At 68.7% G+C, this 15,986-nt stretch carries 14 protein-coding genes; 6 read left to right on the top strand and 8 right to left on the bottom strand.

Going from position 1 to position 15,986, the window contains the following annotated elements; all coding sequences use genetic code 11:
• Nucleotides 1–54 precede the first annotated feature (54 nt).
• From HDA39_RS14645 to HDA39_RS14630, 4 genes are read left to right on the top strand one after another with little or no spacing between them, the layout of a single operon-like run.
• A complete protein-coding gene (locus HDA39_RS14645; protein ID WP_184795765.1) occupies nt 55–1,338 on the top strand; it encodes an ABC transporter substrate-binding protein in 1,284 nt (427 codons plus the stop codon).
• Nucleotides 1,339–1,345: 7 nt separating this feature from the next.
• Nucleotides 1,346–2,227, top strand: a complete 882-nt coding sequence (locus tag HDA39_RS14640) for a carbohydrate ABC transporter permease (protein WP_184795764.1) — start codon at nt 1,346–1,348, stop codon at nt 2,225–2,227.
• Nucleotides 2,217–3,041 (top strand): carbohydrate ABC transporter permease, encoded by an 825-nt coding sequence (locus tag HDA39_RS14635; protein ID WP_184795763.1) that lies wholly within the window; start codon nt 2,217–2,219, stop codon nt 3,039–3,041. Before HDA39_RS14640 ends, HDA39_RS14635 begins: the two co-directional genes overlap by 11 nt.
• Before the next feature lie 9 nt (nt 3,042–3,050).
• Nucleotides 3,051–4,421, top strand: coding sequence for a Gfo/Idh/MocA family protein (locus HDA39_RS14630; RefSeq protein ID WP_184795762.1), 1,371 nt, complete (start codon nt 3,051–3,053; stop codon nt 4,419–4,421).
• On the opposite strand, the gene HDA39_RS14625 is transcribed toward HDA39_RS14630, so the two are convergent.
• From HDA39_RS14625 to HDA39_RS14590, 8 genes are all read right to left on the bottom strand, one after another.
• The gene (locus HDA39_RS14625; protein ID WP_184795761.1) at nt 4,370–5,353 is read right to left on the bottom strand and encodes a LacI family DNA-binding transcriptional regulator; all 984 of its coding nucleotides are present in this window, start codon (nt 5,351–5,353) and stop codon (nt 4,370–4,372) included. The two genes, HDA39_RS14630 and HDA39_RS14625, sit on opposite strands and share 52 nt — an antisense overlap.
• 65 nt (nt 5,354–5,418) lie before the next feature.
• On the bottom strand, nt 5,419–6,990 hold the full coding sequence (locus tag HDA39_RS14620) for a glycoside hydrolase family 88 protein (protein WP_184795760.1): 1,572 nt from the start codon (nt 6,988–6,990) through the stop codon (nt 5,419–5,421).
• Nucleotides 6,991–7,073: 83 nt separating this feature from the next.
• Nucleotides 7,074–9,221 (bottom strand): GMC oxidoreductase, encoded by a 2,148-nt coding sequence (locus HDA39_RS14615; RefSeq protein ID WP_184795759.1) that lies wholly within the window; start codon nt 9,219–9,221, stop codon nt 7,074–7,076.
• Entirely contained in the window at nt 9,214–9,630 is a 417-nt protein-coding gene (locus HDA39_RS14610) for a Dabb family protein (RefSeq protein WP_184795758.1), read from the bottom strand. Before HDA39_RS14610 ends, HDA39_RS14615 begins: the two co-directional genes overlap by 8 nt.
• 25 nt (nt 9,631–9,655) lie before the next feature.
• A complete protein-coding gene (locus HDA39_RS14605) occupies nt 9,656–10,510 on the bottom strand; it encodes an SDR family oxidoreductase (RefSeq protein ID WP_184795757.1) in 855 nt (284 codons plus the stop codon).
• Nucleotides 10,511–10,540: 30 nt separating this feature from the next.
• Nucleotides 10,541–11,941: an MFS transporter gene (locus HDA39_RS14600; RefSeq protein WP_202893002.1), complete on the bottom strand. Its 1,401-nt coding sequence runs from the start codon at nt 11,939–11,941 to the stop codon at nt 10,541–10,543.
• A 79-nt stretch (nt 11,942–12,020) separates the two neighbouring features.
• Complete coding sequence (locus HDA39_RS14595; RefSeq protein ID WP_184795756.1) at nt 12,021–12,569, bottom strand: TetR/AcrR family transcriptional regulator; 549 nt, start codon at nt 12,567–12,569, stop codon at nt 12,021–12,023.
• A gap of 58 nt (nt 12,570–12,627) precedes the next feature.
• Entirely contained in the window at nt 12,628–14,055 is a 1,428-nt protein-coding gene (locus HDA39_RS14590; RefSeq protein ID WP_202893001.1) for an alpha/beta hydrolase, read from the bottom strand.
• Nucleotides 14,056–14,177: 122 nt separating this feature from the next.
• Here HDA39_RS14590 and HDA39_RS43710 point away from each other — a divergent pair, with 122 nt between their 5' ends.
• Both HDA39_RS43710 and HDA39_RS14580 read left to right on the top strand, forming a co-directional pair.
• Nucleotides 14,178–15,329, top strand: a complete 1,152-nt coding sequence (locus HDA39_RS43710; protein WP_202893000.1) for a histidine kinase — start codon at nt 14,178–14,180, stop codon at nt 15,327–15,329.
• Nucleotides 15,326–15,931: a response regulator gene (locus tag HDA39_RS14580; protein ID WP_184795753.1), complete on the top strand. Its 606-nt coding sequence runs from the start codon at nt 15,326–15,328 to the stop codon at nt 15,929–15,931. Before HDA39_RS43710 ends, HDA39_RS14580 begins: the two co-directional genes overlap by 4 nt.
• Nucleotides 15,932–15,986: the final 55 nt, after the last annotated feature.

Below are 15,986 nucleotides of genomic sequence, written 5' to 3'. Positions count from 1 at the left end.
TTGCTACGTTCCTCGGAATCTACACGAGTAGCTTCCAGGTTCCGAGGAGGAACGATGGGACGAGCGACGAGAACGAGGTGGCTGGCCGCGGCGCTGGGAACGGTGCTGGTGCTGGCCGGATGCGGCAGCGGTGACGACACCGCGGGCGGCAAGGTGACGCTCCGGTTCACCTGGTGGGGATCGGACGGGCGGCACGCGATCACGCAGCAGGTGATCGACGCGTTCGAGGCCGAGCACCCCACCATCGAGATCAAGGGCGAGTACGGCGACTGGTCCGGCTACTGGGACAAGCTGTCCACCCAGGTCGCGGCCAACGACGCCCCGGACATCATCCAGATGGACGAGCAGTACATCCGCGAGTACGCCGGCCGCGGCGCCCTGCTCGACCTGGCCAAGTACGGCGTGAAGCTGGACGACTTCGACGCCCCGGTCGCCCAGGCGGGCGAGTTCGACGACGGCCTGTACGGCGTGGTCAGCGGCGTGAACGCACCGGTCCTCCTGGCGAACCCGAAGCTGTTCGAGCAGGCCGGTGTGAAACTGCCGAACGACCGGACCTGGACCTGGGACGACTACCACCGGATCGCGACCGAACTGACCAGCAAGTCGGCCAAGGGCGTCTGGGGTTCGCAGAGCTTCAGCGGCGACACCGGTGCGCTGAAGATCTGGCTGCGGCAGCGCGGCGCCGACCTGTTCACCGCGGAAGGCAAGCTCGGCTTCACCGCCGAGCAACTGGCCGGGTTCTTCGACGAGCTGAAGAAGCTCCGGGAGGCCGGGGCGATCCCGACCGCCGAGCTGATCGAGGAGAACTCGAACGCCACCATCAACCAGAGCGGCTCGGCCACCGGCAAGTACGCGATGGGCCTGTGGAACAGCAACCAGCTGGCCCAGGTCTCCGAGGCCGCCGGGCACCAGTTCAAGCTGCTGCGGTACCCGAGCCTGACCGGCAAGAGCAAGGACGCCCAGGAGTACTACAAGGCGTCGCAGTTCTGGTCGGCCTCGGCGCGCACCAAGCACCCCGAGGAGGTCGGTGAGTTCGTCGACTTCCTGGCCAACTCCCCGCAGGCCGCCCAGCTGCTGCTGTCCGAGCGCGGCACCCAGCCGAACAAGAAGTTGCGTGAGGCAACCACGTCGAAGCTGTCGGCGACCGACCAGGTGATCAACCGCTTCATCTCCGACCTGGCGCCCGACCTCGGGCCGCCGACCCCGCCGGTCCCGGTCGGGCTGGGCGGCGCCGGCTTCCCGCTCGGCGAGTACTCCAGCGAGGTGCTGTTCGGCCGGATGTCCTCCCTCGATGCTGCGGGCAAGCTCATCGAGGAAGCCAACAACAACATGAAGTAGGCCCGTCATGCCCTACACCCGACGCGACACCAAGGCGGGCTACCTGTTCCTGGCCCCCTGGCTGATCGGGCTGGTGGTGATCACCATCGGCCCGATGCTCGCCTCGCTGTACCTGTCCTTCACCGACTACAACCTGATCCAGGCACCGCGGTGGATCGGCCTGGACAACTTCGCCGAGATGCTGTCGGACGAGAAGCTGCACAACTCGCTGAAGGTCACCTTCGTCTACGTCGCCGTCTCCGTGCCCCTGCAACTGATCGTCGCACTCGCGACCGCACTGCTGCTCGATCGCGGGATGCGCGGCCTGGCCTTCTACCGCTCGGTCTTCTACCTGCCGTCACTGCTCGGCTCCTCGGTGGCGATCGCCGTGTTGTGGAAGCAGATCTTCGGCACCACCGGCCTGGTCAACCAACTGCTGGCACTGGTCGGCATCGATGGCCCGGGCTGGGTGTCGAACCCTGACACCGCGCTCGGCACCATCATCTTGCTGCACATCTGGACGTTCGGTTCGCCGATGATCATCTTCCTGGCCGGCCTGCGGCAGATCCCGCGGACCTACTACGAGGCGGCCCAGGTGGACGGTGCGAGCCGGTCACGGCAGTTCTTCTCGATCACCCTGCCGCTGCTCAGCTCGATCATCTTCTTCAACCTGATCCTGCAGATGATCGGCGCCTTCCAGAGCTTCACCCAGGCGTTCATCGTCTCCGGCGGCAGCGGCGGACCGGCCGGGTCGACCACCTTCTTCACGCTCTACCTGTACCAAGAGGGCTTCGGCAAGTTCGACATGGGTTACGCGTCGGCCATGGCGTGGCTGCTGATGGTGATCATCGGCCTCTTCACCGCGATCAACTTCCTCGGCGCGAAGTACTGGGTGTTCCATGAGAACTAAGACGATCGTCAAGCACACCGCGCTGATCGGAGTCGGGGTGGTGATGCTCTACCCCCTGCTGTGGATGATCGTGTCGTCGCTGCGCCCGGACGACCTGATCTTCCGGGCACCGGGGCTGTGGCTGCGCGACCTCGAGGTGTCCAACTACACCGGCGGCTGGACCGCGCTGACGCACCCGTTCAGCCGCTACCTGCTGAACTCGGCGATCGTGGTGTTCGGCGCGATCATCGGCAACCTGGTGTCCTGCTCGCTCGCGGCGTACTCGTTCGCCCGGCTGGAGTACCGCGGCCGGAAGTTCTTCTTCGCGATCATGCTGGCCACCTTGATGCTGCCGTTCCACGTCGTCGTGGTGCCGCAGTACATCTTGTTCTCCGAGCTCGGCTGGACCAACACCTTCCTGCCGCTGATCGTGCCGAAGTTCCTGGCCACCGACGCGTTCTTCGTGTTCTTGATGGTGCAGTTCATCCGCGGCCTGCCGCGCGAGCTCGACGAGGCCGCGGTGATGGACGGTGCCGGGCATCCACGGATCTTCTTCCAGATCCTGCTGCCGCTGATGGTGCCGGCCCTGGCGACCACCGCGATCTTCACCTTCATCTGGACCTGGAACGACTTCTTCGGCGCGCTGATCTACCTGACCTCTCCCGATCTCTACACCGTCCCGGTCGCGTTGCGGGCCTTCATCGATGCCCAGGGCAGCAGTTCCTGGGGGTCGCTGTTCGCGATGTCGATCGTCTCCCTCCTGCCGGTCTTCGTGGCGTTCCTGTTCGGGCAGCGGTACCTGCTGCGCGGGATCGCCACCACCGGCCTCAAGTGAAAGGACCCCATGACCACCCCACTGCGCTACGCGGTCGCCGGCACCGGTAGCCGCGCCCGCGACTACGTCCGGGCCCTGCTCGGCGACCACCGCGACGTCGGCGACCTGGTCGCCCTGCTCGACCCGAACCCGGGGCGGCTGGCCTACTACGACCGGCTGATCGCCGGGTTCGGGCACGGCGGCGTCCCGCACTACGACGTGGCCGGACTCGAACAGATGGTGAAGGACAACGCCGTCGACCGGGTCCTGGTGACCAGCCCGGACCACACGCACGCCGAGATGGTCGCCCGGGTCCTGCGGGCCGGCGCGGACGTGATCCTGGAGAAGCCGCTCACCATCGACGCGCCCGGAACGCGCACGATCGTCGAGGCGGTCGAAGAGACCGGCCGTTCGGTCGTCGTCACGTTCAACTACCGCTACTCACCCCGGAACAGCGCACTGCGCCGTCTGATCGCCGACGGCGCGGTCGGCCAGGTGACCAGCGTCGAGTTCCAGTGGGTGCTCGACACCCGGCACGGCGCCGACTACTTCCGCCGCTGGCACCGGGACAAGCTGAACTCCGGCGGACTCCTGGTCCACAAGGCGTCCCACCACTTCGACCTGGTCAACTGGTGGATCGACGGAGTGCCGACCCGGGTGTTCGCCTCCGGCGGTCTCGCCTTCTACGGCGCCGACAACGCCGTACGGCGTGGGCTCGGTGAGCGCCCGGCGCGCGGATCGGTGGACGGCGCCGCGACCGACCCCTTCCTGCTCGATCTTCGCGAGGACGAGGCCAACCGGCTGCTGTACTACGAGTCCGAGCAGTACGACGGCTACCTGCGCGACCAGGACGTGTTCGGTCCCGGAATCACCATCGAGGACAATCTCGCCGTGATCGCGGAGTATGCGAACGGGGCACGCCTGAGCTACTCGCTCAACGCCCACTCGCCGTGGGAGGGCTATCGGGTCGCCGTCAACGGGACGCAGGGCCGGGCCGAACTGGACGTGGTCGAACGGTCGGAGGTCCTGGCCTCCTCGGCCCAGGTCGATCCGAGCTACCCGACGGCGTCAGCCACTGGGGACGCGGTCCGCGTCGATGGTGAGCGGCTGGTTCTGCAACGGCACTGGTCGCCGGCGATCGAGGTCGAGATCCCTGCGGGGGTGGGCGGGCACGGCGGCGGTGACCGCTTGCTGTTCGAGCAGCTCTACCGAGGTACCACCGATTCCCTGGGCCGGGCCGCGGACTTCCACGACGGACTGCGGGCCGTTGCCGTCGGCATCGCGGGCAACGACTCGCTCGTGTCGGGAGCGCCGGCGACCGTCGACGCGCTCGAGCTCGGCGGCTGGGCTCAGGCTTGCGCGCAACCGCAGGACCGGCGCAGGATCAGCTCGGTCGGATAGGTCAGCTGCTCGATCGCGGTCTCCCCGTCGACCAGACGGGCGACCGCGTCCCGGGCCATCCGCTCCAGGGGCTGGCGCACCACGCTGAGCGGCGGCCAGCTGAACTCGGACTCCGCCGTACCGTCGAAGGACAGGACGGCCACGTCACCCGGGACGTCGAGGCCTGCTTCGTGCAGAGCACGGAGTACGCCGACGGCCTGCAGGTCCGAACTCGCGAAGATCGCCGGTGGCGGCCCTTGCTCGATCAGCTGCTGGGCCGCCTCGTATCCTCCCTGCCGAGTGAAGTGGCCCCACGCGACCGGCCCCTCGGGGAGCCCGGCCGCGGTCAGCGCGTCCCGCCATCCCAGCTCGCGTTCCGGGCTCCAGCCGCTTCGGTCGACACCCATCACCAGGCCGATCTGCTCGTGCCCGTGGCCGATCAGGTGTTCCACTCCCGTCCGGGCGCCGATCCGGTACTCCGGGCACAAGGTCGTCGCGCCGGTCACCGGGCGGTTCAGGGCGATCACCGGGACATCGCTGTCGCTCAGGTCGGGCTCCTCGGTCGGCGTGGCGAGGATGAGTCCGCTGACCCGCCGGGCCACCAGTTCGGCGATCTTGGTCCGCTCGATCGCGGGCCGGCCGTCGGCGTTGGTCTGCAGGACGACGTATCCACGGGCCGAGGCTTCCTTCTCGATCGCGCGGGCCAGCTCGGCGTACAAGGGATTTCCGCTGTCCGGGACGATCAGGCCGAACGTCTGGGTACTGCCCATCCGCAGCGCACGGGCCGTCGCGTTCGGCCGGTAACCGAGAACCCGAATCGCCTCGAGCACCCGCTCGCGTGTCTGCGGCGCAACCCGTCGCGGCCCGTTGTTCACGACGTAGCTGACCACCGCCGAACTCACCCCGGCATACTCCGCCACATCGTTGCGCGTGACTGGGGACGCCTTGCTCATGCGGCGAGCTTACGCGGTACCGGCGGCTGCCGGCGGCGCCCCGGTCGTCCCGGGGCGCCGTCAGGTCAGCCGTTGAGCTGTTCGTTCATGATCAGGAACGCGCCGAGCCCGTGGAAGTCGTTCGTGGCTCGCGTCCGATCGGCGTAGTACTGGTAGTCGCCGACGTTGGTCCCGACGCTGATGTCCTTGAGGCTCGTGCGTCCGTCGGTGCCGAGCGAGATCTTCGCGAGCACGCCTTGGTAGCCGCGATCCGCGACTGCCTTGTACGACGGATCGACGTACCCGCGCTGAACTGCCCGGGAGATGGCGAAGGTGTACATCGACGAGCAGGAGGTCTCGGTCCAGTTGTCGGTCCGGTTGCCCTTGTCAACGACCTGGAACCAGCGGCCGGTGCTGGGATCCTGGTACTGCGCGTACCCGGCCACCAGCTTCCGCAGTACGGCGATCAGTTCGGCCCGGCGCGGCTGGTTGGCCGGAACCGCTTCGAGGACGTCGATGACCGCCATCCCGTACCAGCCCTCGGCGCGGCACCAGACCTCCGGTGCCAGCCCGGTGGTGGGATCCGCCCAGGTCTGGGCACGCGCTTCGTCGTACGCGTGCCGTAGCAGGCCGCTCGGACGCTGCAGGTGCTTCGCGTAGGTCAGCAGTTGATCGACAGTCTCCTTGCCGGTGTACGTCGAGTCGCCGAACTCGCGACCGTACTCGGCCAGGAACGGGTCGACCATGAACACCCCGTCGCCCCAGAGCTGGTGCTGGCGGTAGCCCGCGTGCCAGAAGCCACCGTCGGCGGTGCGTGGGTAGGTGTTCAGCCTGGTACGGATCTTGCCGGCGGCAACCTTGTAGCGGTTGTCCGCGGTCTCGTGATGGAGCAGGACCAGCAGGCGACCGGAGAGCATGCTGTCGAGGTCGTTGAAGCTGTTGTTGATGTTCCCGGACGAGTCGACGAACCTGTCCACCCAGGACTTGATGTAGGCCAGGTACTTGGGGTCGTGCGTGCGCTGGTAGACCAGGTACTGCCCGTAGAGGTAGAGGCCGACCGGATAGGACCAGCCGCCGATCGTTGTCGGCGTGTAGCGAGCCATGGTCGAGTCGACCATCGCCTTTGACCAGTCCGTCGCAGCCGCGGTGACGTCGAGGTAGTCCAGGTTCGGAGCGCCGTTGGCGGTTGTGGCCGTCGCCCGGATGGTGTTCGGGCCGGCCTTGAGGTTCGCTGTGATGACGAGAGTGCGCCACCGCGTCCAGGCGCCGGTGGACGGGACTGCGACGTTCTTGGCGGTCACTGTCCCGCTGACTGCGATGTCCAGTGCCCGGTTGGCCGTGGTGCCGTTGGCGTGGCCGAAGGCAAGGGTGGCCGGCCCGGCCTGTGCGCGGTTGACGGTCCATTGCACGGCGCTGCCGACTTTGTTCGGCGTGTTGACGAAGCCGGTGCCCGAGAAGCCGGAGTGGTCGGTATCGACCGTGCTGCCGGCCGAGTACGTCGCGGCCTCCGCCTCGTACCGGGTCGCCGATTCTCGGAGGGACTGCTGCTGGGGGCGCCGTACCTCGGCGGTGGCCGAGGGGAGTGCGACCAGGGAGGTGATCAGGACGGAGAGAGACAGGAGCGCCGTCAAGGCGCGGCGCAGTGCTGGTGCACGCATATCGAGCTCCAAATCCGGGGGCGGTCGGACACCTCGACTGTGATTGGGGCGTCACGCGTTGTCAATAAGATAATACGTATTAGCTATACGTCCTGCCGCCGGAAAGCCGAGCTGACGAAGAAGGAGGTGAAGCGTGCGACGGCGCGTGCGCGGCGGGTACAGGTGAACGCGACGCCTCTGAAGGAGGTGCCCAGCCGGGCGAGGTCGCGAGCACCGATGGAGAGTACGAAGTGCTGGATCTCCTCGGGGCCGGATCCGACGGGTGCGATCTCGGTCCGAAGGTTGGTCAAGCCGGTCAGTAGAGCCAGCGGTGTGCGGGACCGGACTGTCTTGGTGCCCGACAGTTGCCAGGGGCGGCCCTGGTCGTCGTCGAAGCGGAGGGCGTACGACATCGCCTCGTCGCCGGCGTCGGGGAAGATCGAGAGTGTTCCCGTGACCGAGGCCTGCGTGGCGACTCCGCCTACGTCGATCACTCCGGTCATCGACAACTCGTGCGCGGTATCGGACAGGAAGTGATCCATGCTGGGGATCTGCGCCGCCAGCGACATGACCACCTTCGGCGTACGGCGCGATCTGGTCGCCATGCGCTCCTGGAAGGTGAGGCCGTCGCCCTTGGCCGACGCGTGGCGCTCGGACATGAAGGTGAAGGCGGCGTCTTCGGGAACGGCGGTCGGTGTCACCGCGTTCCACTCGGGCGCTCGCCATGCGGGTTGGCCGGAGCGGCGGATCATGAGCTCCACCGCCCTTTCGGCCGCCGCGAGGATCGTGGCTGAGGGATTCACCCCGGTCGCCGCCGGAAGAACGGCGCCGTCCATGACGTACAGCCCTGGGTAGCCATGCACCTCGCCGGCCTCGTCGACGACACCGGTGGCCGCATCAGGGCCAGGACGTACGCCGCCGAGTGGGTGGACGGTGACGGTGCGGCGCAGTACGGACCAGGAGAGTGGCTGGTACACGCGTGCGCTGAGCCGGCCGGCGAGCATCGGGCCCACGCGGCCCTGGGATCGGTAGAGGTGGGCCTGCCATCGGTTGCGCCAGGCCAGGGTGGCCCGGCCCTTGTGGTCGAGACGCAGTTCACCGTTGCCGGAGTCCTTGCCCATGGCAAGCACGCTGAACATCTGGCGTCGGCTGGTCCGCTTGACCTTCCGCCGCCACCACTCGCGGGCCTTCGGCGCAGGCAGGAGGGTGTCGAGCAAGTTGTGCAAGGCAACGGGAATGGCGCCGTCCTGCACCTGGTACCAGACCGAGCTGCGTCGTTCGGGGAAGTCCAGGACGGTGCTGGTCGTGATCGTCGGTCCGGTCGTCAGGTCCTGGTCGGGCGTCTTGAGTTCGGCCAGGGTGAGGAAGTCTCCGTTGCCCGAGAACCCGCGGCCGAGCTGGGGCGACAGACCGGGCAACGTGCCGTGCACGTCGCGGCTCCTCAGCAGAAGTTCGGTGGTCGCGACTGCTCCTGCGGCGAGCACGACCTTGGGAGCGGTCCAGCGGCGGAGTGAGGCGCCGGGATCAGACGGGGTCGACGCGACCACGGCGTACCCGTGATCCAGTGGTTCGATGCGCTGTACTTCGGCGTCGAGGACGGCCCGGGCACCGTGCGTCTCCGCGACGGCGAGGTAGGTGTGGTCCAAGGTGTTCTTCGCTCCGTGGTTGCACCCGATGACACATTCCCCGACGAACGCGCAGCCTCGCCGCGGCACCCCGTGCAGGTTTGGTTTCCAGGTTTCCGGGTCCCCGAAGGTGACGGCGAGGTTCGGCCGCACGGTTCCCTCCGCCATGTCCAGGTCCTGGGTGAGTCCTTCGACGAGCCTGGTGCGCGGCGGGAGTTCGCCGGTCCGCGGATCTTCGGCAACCGGCGAGACACCGATCATGTGCGCGGCCAGGTCGTAGTACGGGTCGAGCTCCTTGCGGCGCAGGTGAGGTGCCCACCGCTCGTCGAGCGTTTCGTCGAAGGGCCGCGCGAACACGTTGGCGTAGACGAGGGATCCGCCTCCCCAGCCGGCCGCCTGGACAGTGCTCATGCCGCCCAGCCAGCGGACGTCGTACAGGCCTTGTCCGACGGCCCAGACCCAGCCGGCGTTCAGGTCCGGGCGGCGGGGGAAGGTGCCGGGGTGCCAGCGCCGGCCCCGTTCGACGACGAGGACGGACAGGCCGGCCTGAGCGAGGCGGGCCGCCGCCACCGCGCCGCCGAACCCGCTGCCGATGACGATCGCGTCGGCGTCGAAGCGCTCAGTCATGGTCGTTCGCGGTGGGACCGGCGCTGCCGGAGTAGTTGATCTCGGTGACGAGGTCGGCGATGTCGGGCTGCTGCTGGTAGCGGCGCTCGTGGATCGCGGCGATCTTGGCGCTGATCTCCGGATCCGGGTCGTCGACGATGTCGAAGGACATGAAGGTGTCGATCAGCGGGAGCCCGGCGCGGTCGATCTCGAGGTGGGCGGGGTGGTTCATCATCTCCTCGTAGCCGTCGAGGTCCTCCATCACGGAGATGGCGGCGTACTCGAAGTCGCCGCCGATGTCGCGGCCGACGGTCCAGGACTTGATCGCCGGGATCCGGGCGCTGGCGTCGCGCATGCGCTGGATGGCCGCGGCGGCCTCCGCCTCGGTGACCTCGGGCTTGGCAGTGAAGCGGATGGTGTGATGGATCATCGTGCTGTCCTTTCGGTGGGTGCGGTCAGGCCTGGGTGAACGCAGCGGCGTGGTCGCGGGCGAAGTCGGTGAGGTCGCGCGCGGGCTTGCCGGTGAGATCGGTGACGCTGCTGTGTACCTCGGCGGCCTCGCCTCTGGCGTAGTGCGCGTAGTCCTCGATCAGTCCTTCGAGCTGCCACTGCGGAAGGAGACCGGTGAGGACGTCGGCGAAGTGGTCGGCGGGGGTGTCCTGGAAGGTGATCCGCCGCCCGGTGGCCGCGGCCAGGGCCCGGGCGATCTCTTCGTGGGTTACGGCGCGAGGCCCGGTCAGGGTGTAGGTCTTGGCGGTGTGGCCGGAGCTGGTGAGTACGGCTGCGGCGGCTTCGCCGATGTCTCTGGTGTCGATGGCGCTGACTGCCGCGTTGCCGATGGGCGCTGCGAACCAGCCTTGGGCGATGGTCGCGGCGAAGGCGAGCAGCGCCTGCAAGTACAGGTTGGGGCGCAGCACGGTGTGGTCGAGGCCGAGGTGTTCGACGTGCTTCTCGACTTCGGCGTGCCAGCGCAGGTAGCGCACCGGGGAGTCGCTGCGTGCGCCGTACTGCGAGAGCACGACCAGCCGGCGTACGCCGTTGTCGCGGGCGAGGTCGGCGAACTGGATCTGCAGCGCGGCGGCATCTTCGGAGGACGGGGTGTTCAGGAAGGCCGCGTCGACGCCTTTCAAAGCCGCGGCGACCGACTGCGGGTCCTGGAGGTCGGCCACGACGTTCTCGGCTCCGGCGACGAAGCGTTCGGGGCTGCGGGTCATGGCGCGGACGGTGACGCCGCGGGCCTGCAGGGCGGGAACCAGCGAGGACCCCACGGTTCCTGTTGCGCCGGTGACGAGGACGGTGGATCGGTTCATGGTCAGGTTTCCTTTGGTTGAGTAGAGGTTTCAGGCGGTGGCGCGGTCGGGCTTGGTGAGCAGCGTCGTCGCGAAGGCGATGACGAGCAGGGCCGAGGCACCCAGGAAGGCCGTCGTGAAGGCGACATCGCCGTGTTCGCCGCCGGCACCGATCGCGATCCCGGCCAACGCGGCCAGCCCGATCGCTCCACCGAGCTGCTGGGTTGCGTTCACCAGTCCGCTGAGCAGGCCGGCCTCCCCATCGGCGCTGTCCCGGACCGCCATCGCGGTGGCATTGACCAGGCCCAGGCCCAGCCCGGTGCCGATCAGCAGGAACGAGCCGACCAGGTGCACCGACAACCCGGTCGCCGGATTCGCCGTCAGCCACAAGATGCCGGCCAGCTCGACGATCAGGGCGATGCGCAGGGCGTTCGGAACACCGACGCGCTGGGCGAGCAGTGGGGCCAGGCCGCTGGCGATGATGATCGACACCGCGATCGGGATCTGCGCCATCCCGGCCGCGAGGGCGCTCATCCCGAGTTCGTCCTGCTGGTACAGGGGCAGGAAGAAGAACAGGCTCGACAGAGTGGCACCCAAGAGCAGCGTCACCGTGCCGGCCGTCGCGACCGGCTTGCGGCGGAACACCCCGAGGGGGACCAGCGGGTGGGCCGAACGGTGCTCGACGACCACGAACGCGGCGAGGAAGGCGAGTCCGGCGACGATGCCGATGACGGCGACGGGGGAGTCCCAGCCGACCTCGGACGCCGCGATCATGCCGAGCGCCAGCGCCGAGATCGCGACGGTGATCGTGATCGCGCCGAGCGCGTCGAACCGGCCCGGACGGCCCCCGATCGACGGCACGGAACGCCACACGACGATCCCGGTGATCACCCCCAGCGGCACCGGAGTCCAGAACACCGACTGCCAGCCGACCGCGTCGGTTAGCAGACCACCCACCGAGACCCCGAGCAGGCTCCCCAGACCGGCCACGGCACCCCAGGTTCCCAGCGCCCGAGTACGTTCGGCCGCCGTCGTGTAGAGCGCCAGGACGATCGCCAAGGCCGACGGAATCACGATCGCCGCACCGGCCCCCTGCCCGATCCGGCCCGCGATCAGCATCGGCGCGTTGACCGCGAGCGCGCAGACGACGGACGCGGCCACGTAGAGGGCCATGCCGGTCAGGAACACCTTCCGGCCGCCCAGTACGTCGGCCAACCGGCCACCCAGGAGCAACAACCCGGCGAACGCCACCAGATAGGCGTTCACCACACCGGTCAACTCGCCGGCCGAGAGCCCGAGGCCATCGCGGATCGACCGCCCGGCCAGGTTCACCATCGAGCTGTCCAGCAGCACGACGCACATCGACCCGGCCAGCGCCAGCATGGCCACGCCGCGCGGAATCCTCAAACCGGCCTGCATCGGTGTCAGAGAAGCTGCACTACTACTCGTCATCGGTCCTCACCCCAGGTTGTCGATTTTGGATAGTGAGTGGTCACTATCACCAGGTCAAAAAAATAACGGTCTCGGTCGGTCAGCGCCCCGAATCCAGAAAGCGACCGGCCCACTCGTCCTTCTCGGCGCGAGCAGGCAGGTCCATGGCTGCGGCCACCATGTAGAACATGCCGGCCGCGAGAAAGTCGTGGGCCAGGTCGGTGCCGATCGCCGGCAGGACCTCCGTCCGCTCGAACACCTCCTGCGTGCGCTCGTGCATCAGCTCGCGAATCTCGGGATCGTCGCAGGCCGCGTAGCCCTGCAACAGGATCAGCATCAGGTCGCGGTCCTCCATCAGAACGCCCCAGGCATCCGTCATCACCTGGAGCGCCTCGTCGCCGGCAGCCTCACCGGCGACGACCATCCGCTGCACGATCTGATCGAAAGCCTGCTCCAGCACGGCCCTGAACAACTGCTGCTTGGTCGAGAACACCCGGAAGAGGTTCGGGTGGGAGATCTCCACGTCCTTGGCGATGGTCACCGTCGAACCACCGTGCAGCCCCTTGTGGCTGAACTCCCGCAGCGCCGCGGCAAGAATCTGCTCGCGCCGCTGCTCGAGTGCGACCCGAGGTCTGCGCGCGGTGGTCATGTTGATAGTGAACACTCACTACCAACGTGGTGTCAACTCGTGCAGGGCAGCTGATCACCTACTGAGCAGGGCAGAAGGTGTCGTGCGGCGGGCGTTGGCCTGTGGTGAGGAAGGTGTCGACGGCTGCCTTTCCGCACCGGTTCGCGGCGGTGTAGACGCCGTGGCCGCCTTGATCGACGGTGACCATGCGCGCGCGATGGCCGAGGGCGGCGCGCATACGGCGGGCGCCGGCCAGTGGGGTGGCAGGGTCGCGGAGATTCTGCATGATCAGGACGTTCGAGGGGCCGGCGCCGGTGATCCGCACCTTTGGGGTGCTGGGGGACGGCCAGTAGGCGCAGGCGCGGATGTTCGCGGCGAGCGGGCCGTACATCGGGGACCGGACGCGGTCGATCGCGACGTTGGCCTGGTAGGTCGCGACGGAGCGCGGCCAGCGGGAGTCGCCGCAGATCACGCCGAGGTAGGAGGCCTGGAGGTTGTCGCCGTGGTCGACGACGGGGTCCTCGGGCAGGGTGTTCGTGTCGAGCTTCTGCCAGATGTCCGCGAGGTACGGGAAGACGCTGTCGTCGCGGATCAGGCCGCTGGTGGTGGCGCGGAACGCCGTGCCGTCGACGCCGCTCTCGGCCCTCTTGTCCAGGCGCTCGGCGAGCTCGAAGTACTTCGCCCGGACGGCGGCCGGCGTCGTACCGAGCGACTTTGCGTTCACGGTGACCCAGCGGGCGAAATCCGGGAAACGGGTCTCGAAGCCAGAGCCCTGTGCGCGCAGTGCGCCGACGGTGTATCCCTCCGGAGGCAGGCTGCTGTCGAGAACGATGCGGTCGCTCCGGCCCGGGAACAGGGTGGTGTAGACGGCGCCGAGGTAGGTGCCGTAGGAGGCGCCGTAGTACGAGAGCTTCGGCGCGCCGACCGCTTCGCGGATGCGGTCCATGTCGCGGGCGGTGTTCGCCGTGGTGATGGACGGCAGCAGGCCGGCGGTCTTCGAGGTTGCACATTGGCGGGCGACCACCTTGGCGAACGCCGCCGCGGCCGTCACGTCCCGCGCGTTGTGCGGGAACGGCGGGTTGGAGGTGTCGGCCTGCTGCTGCGGGTTCAGGTCGCAGGTCAGCGGCGTACTGCGGCCGACGCCGCGCGGATCGAACCCGATCACGTCGTAGGAGTCCTGGATCTGCTGGGAGAGCTTGATCAGGTTCGGAGCGGTCAGGCCGGCCAGACCCGGACCACCGGGGTTGACCAGCAGGATGCCGCGCCGCTTCTCCGGGTGCCGACTGGCCTTGCGTGAGATCGCGACCTCGATGGTGCCGCCGCCAGGGTGCCGGTAGTCGAGCGGCACCCGCAAGGTGGAGCACTCCAGCCCTTCCAGGTCCTTGCCGACACACCTGCTCCACTGCGGTCCGGCGATGACCTGTGGTGCGGACCTCGGCATGCCGGCCACCGCGGCGCCGGCGGTCACCGCGGTCATCGCCGCCACCATGATTGCTGCTGGCAACATCCTGCGCACGGTACGTCCTTTCGTCGGTTGACAACGGGCTCCACGCAACCACCGCCCGATCGCGGTGACCCATGCCATTTGGTACGGGTCTACGCAGGGCCGGCCGACGTACGATGACGAACGTGACCCACCGCGCCACTGACGAGTTCTCCGTCCGGCGCTGGCCGGACTGGACCTTCCTCGGCGAACGCGGATCGATTCAGCGGACCCGCGTGGCCGCCTCGCTGTCCCTCGGTGTTCCACTCGTCCTCGTCAGCCTGCGCACCGCGGATCTCGTCGCCGACCGGTACGACGGTCCGCACGTCGTTCTCGCTGCCGCTCTGATCGGCTGCTACGTCGTTGCCTGTCTGTCGGCGCTCTGGTTCGGGCCCTTGGCGCCGCGCCGGGTGCGGGTGGGCCTGGTCGCGACGATGTTCGGATTCGGCGCGGCCCCGGCGGCGCTGCTGAACGCGCCGGTGCTGCTGACGGATCTGACGTTCGCGATCGCCCTCGCGCTGATGTTGCTGCCGCTGCGCGGATCGCTGCCGCTCGGACTCGCGACCGCCGCAGGACAGGTCTGCTGGATGTGGGCCGGCCCGGGCCCGGTCGACTGGCGGGCCGTGGTCATGCTCGTCGCGGTGACCGTCGCGCTGGGCTTCGTGCTCGCACTGTCGTTCACGATCGGGCAGCTCCGCGCGGCCCGGGCCCAGGTCCGGCAGCTGGCGGTCGACGCCGAACGGGAGCGTCTGGCGCGCGACCTGCACGACATCCTCGGACACAGCCTCTCGACCATCACCGTCAAGCTCGGCCTCGCCCGGCGGCAGCTCGAGGTGGCCGCCGACCTCGACTCCGCGCTGAACGAGCTCCGTGAGCTCGAGTCGCTGTCGCGGCAGGCCCTGTCCGACGTCCGGGCGACCGTCTCCGGCTATCGCGACGTCTCGCTGACCGCCGAGCTGGCCGGCGCCCGGCTGGCCCTTCGCGCCGCCGGAGTCCGCGCCGACCTCCCCACCGCGGCCGACAACGTCCGTCCCGACCTGCAGGCCGTCTTCGCCTACGTCCTGCGCGAGGGGGCGACCAACATCCTTCGGCACTCCAACGCCACCCGCTGCACGCTCCGGCTCGGCCCGCACCACCTCGAACTGATCAACGACGGGACCGCCGCCGCCGACCCGAAGCCCGGCAACGGCCTGACCGGCCTGGCCGGACGGCTGGCCGCCGTCTCCGGCACCCTCGAACACGGTCCGACCGCCGACGGCGGGTTCCGCCTTCGCGCCGAAGCCCCGAGCAGCTCGTGATCCGTGTGCTGGTGGCGGACGACCAGGCGCTGGTGCGGGGTGCGCTGGCCTCGATGTTGCGGCTCGAGTCCGATCTCGACGTGGTCGCCGAACTCGGCGACGGCACTGAGATCGTCGAGGCCGTTCGCCGTACGAGTCCCGACATCGCTCTGCTCGACGTCCAGATGCCCGGCCGGGACGGCCTGTCGGTCGCGGCGGAGCTTCGGCACGCCGTACCGGGATGCCGCGTGATCATCTGTACGACGTTCAGCCGCCCCGGTTACCTGACTCGCGCGCTGGACGCGGGCGCCGCCGGCTTCGTCGTGAAGGACTCGCCGCCCGAACAGCTCGTCGACGCGATCCGGCGCGTGCACAGCGGGCTGCGCTTCATCGACCCGGCCCTCGCGGCTCAGGCCCGCGGCCTCGCGGTCAACCCGCTCACCGACCGCGAGGCCGACGTACTGCGGGCGACTGCCGAAGGCGGCTCGGTCGCGGACATCGCGCGAACCGTCGGACTGTCGACCGGAACGGTCCGCAACCATCTGGTGTCGGCGATCGCCAAGACGCAAGCCCGCACCCGCGCCGAAGCCGCCCGGCTGGCCGAACTCAACGGCTGGCTCTGACCTCCCGCGGCGCGCGGTCAGGTCCCGGCCTGTCCGCCGGAGAACTTCATCGCTG

It is taken from the genome of Kribbella italica, from assembly GCF_014205135.1.
Lineage (GTDB): Bacteria > Actinomycetota > Actinomycetes > Propionibacteriales > Kribbellaceae > Kribbella > Kribbella italica.
Note: the sequence above shows the minus strand (reverse complement) of the source record. Positions and strands in the feature narration are given on the sequence as shown.

Bases quoted from the DNA above. Each gene is read 5' to 3' on its own strand.
- HDA39_RS14605 (WP_184795757.1), bottom strand. From the start codon at position 10,510: ATGAACCGATCCACCGTCCTCGTCACCGGCGCAACAGGAACCGTGGGG.
- HDA39_RS14615 (WP_184795759.1), bottom strand. From the start codon at position 9,221: ATGACTGAGCGCTTCGACGCCGACGCGATCGTCATCGGCAGCGGGTTC.
- HDA39_RS14595 (WP_184795756.1), bottom strand. From the start codon at position 12,569: ATGACCACCGCGCGCAGACCTCGGGTCGCACTCGAGCAGCGGCGCGAG.
- HDA39_RS14645 (WP_184795765.1), top strand. From the start codon at position 55: ATGGGACGAGCGACGAGAACGAGGTGGCTGGCCGCGGCGCTGGGAACG.
- HDA39_RS14590 (WP_202893001.1), bottom strand. From the start codon at position 14,055: ATGTTGCCAGCAGCAATCATGGTGGCGGCGATGACCGCGGTGACCGCC.
- HDA39_RS14620 (WP_184795760.1), bottom strand. From the start codon at position 6,990: ATGCGTGCACCAGCACTGCGCCGCGCCTTGACGGCGCTCCTGTCTCTC.
- HDA39_RS14640 (WP_184795764.1), top strand. From the start codon at position 1,346: ATGCCCTACACCCGACGCGACACCAAGGCGGGCTACCTGTTCCTGGCC.
- HDA39_RS14610 (WP_184795758.1), bottom strand. From the start codon at position 9,630: ATGATCCATCACACCATCCGCTTCACTGCCAAGCCCGAGGTCACCGAG.
- HDA39_RS14625 (WP_184795761.1), bottom strand. From the start codon at position 5,353: ATGAGCAAGGCGTCCCCAGTCACGCGCAACGATGTGGCGGAGTATGCC.
- HDA39_RS14635 (WP_184795763.1), top strand. From the start codon at position 2,217: ATGAGAACTAAGACGATCGTCAAGCACACCGCGCTGATCGGAGTCGGG.
- HDA39_RS14630 (WP_184795762.1), top strand. From the start codon at position 3,051: ATGACCACCCCACTGCGCTACGCGGTCGCCGGCACCGGTAGCCGCGCC.
- HDA39_RS14600 (WP_202893002.1), bottom strand. From the start codon at position 11,941: ATGACGAGTAGTAGTGCAGCTTCTCTGACACCGATGCAGGCCGGTTTG.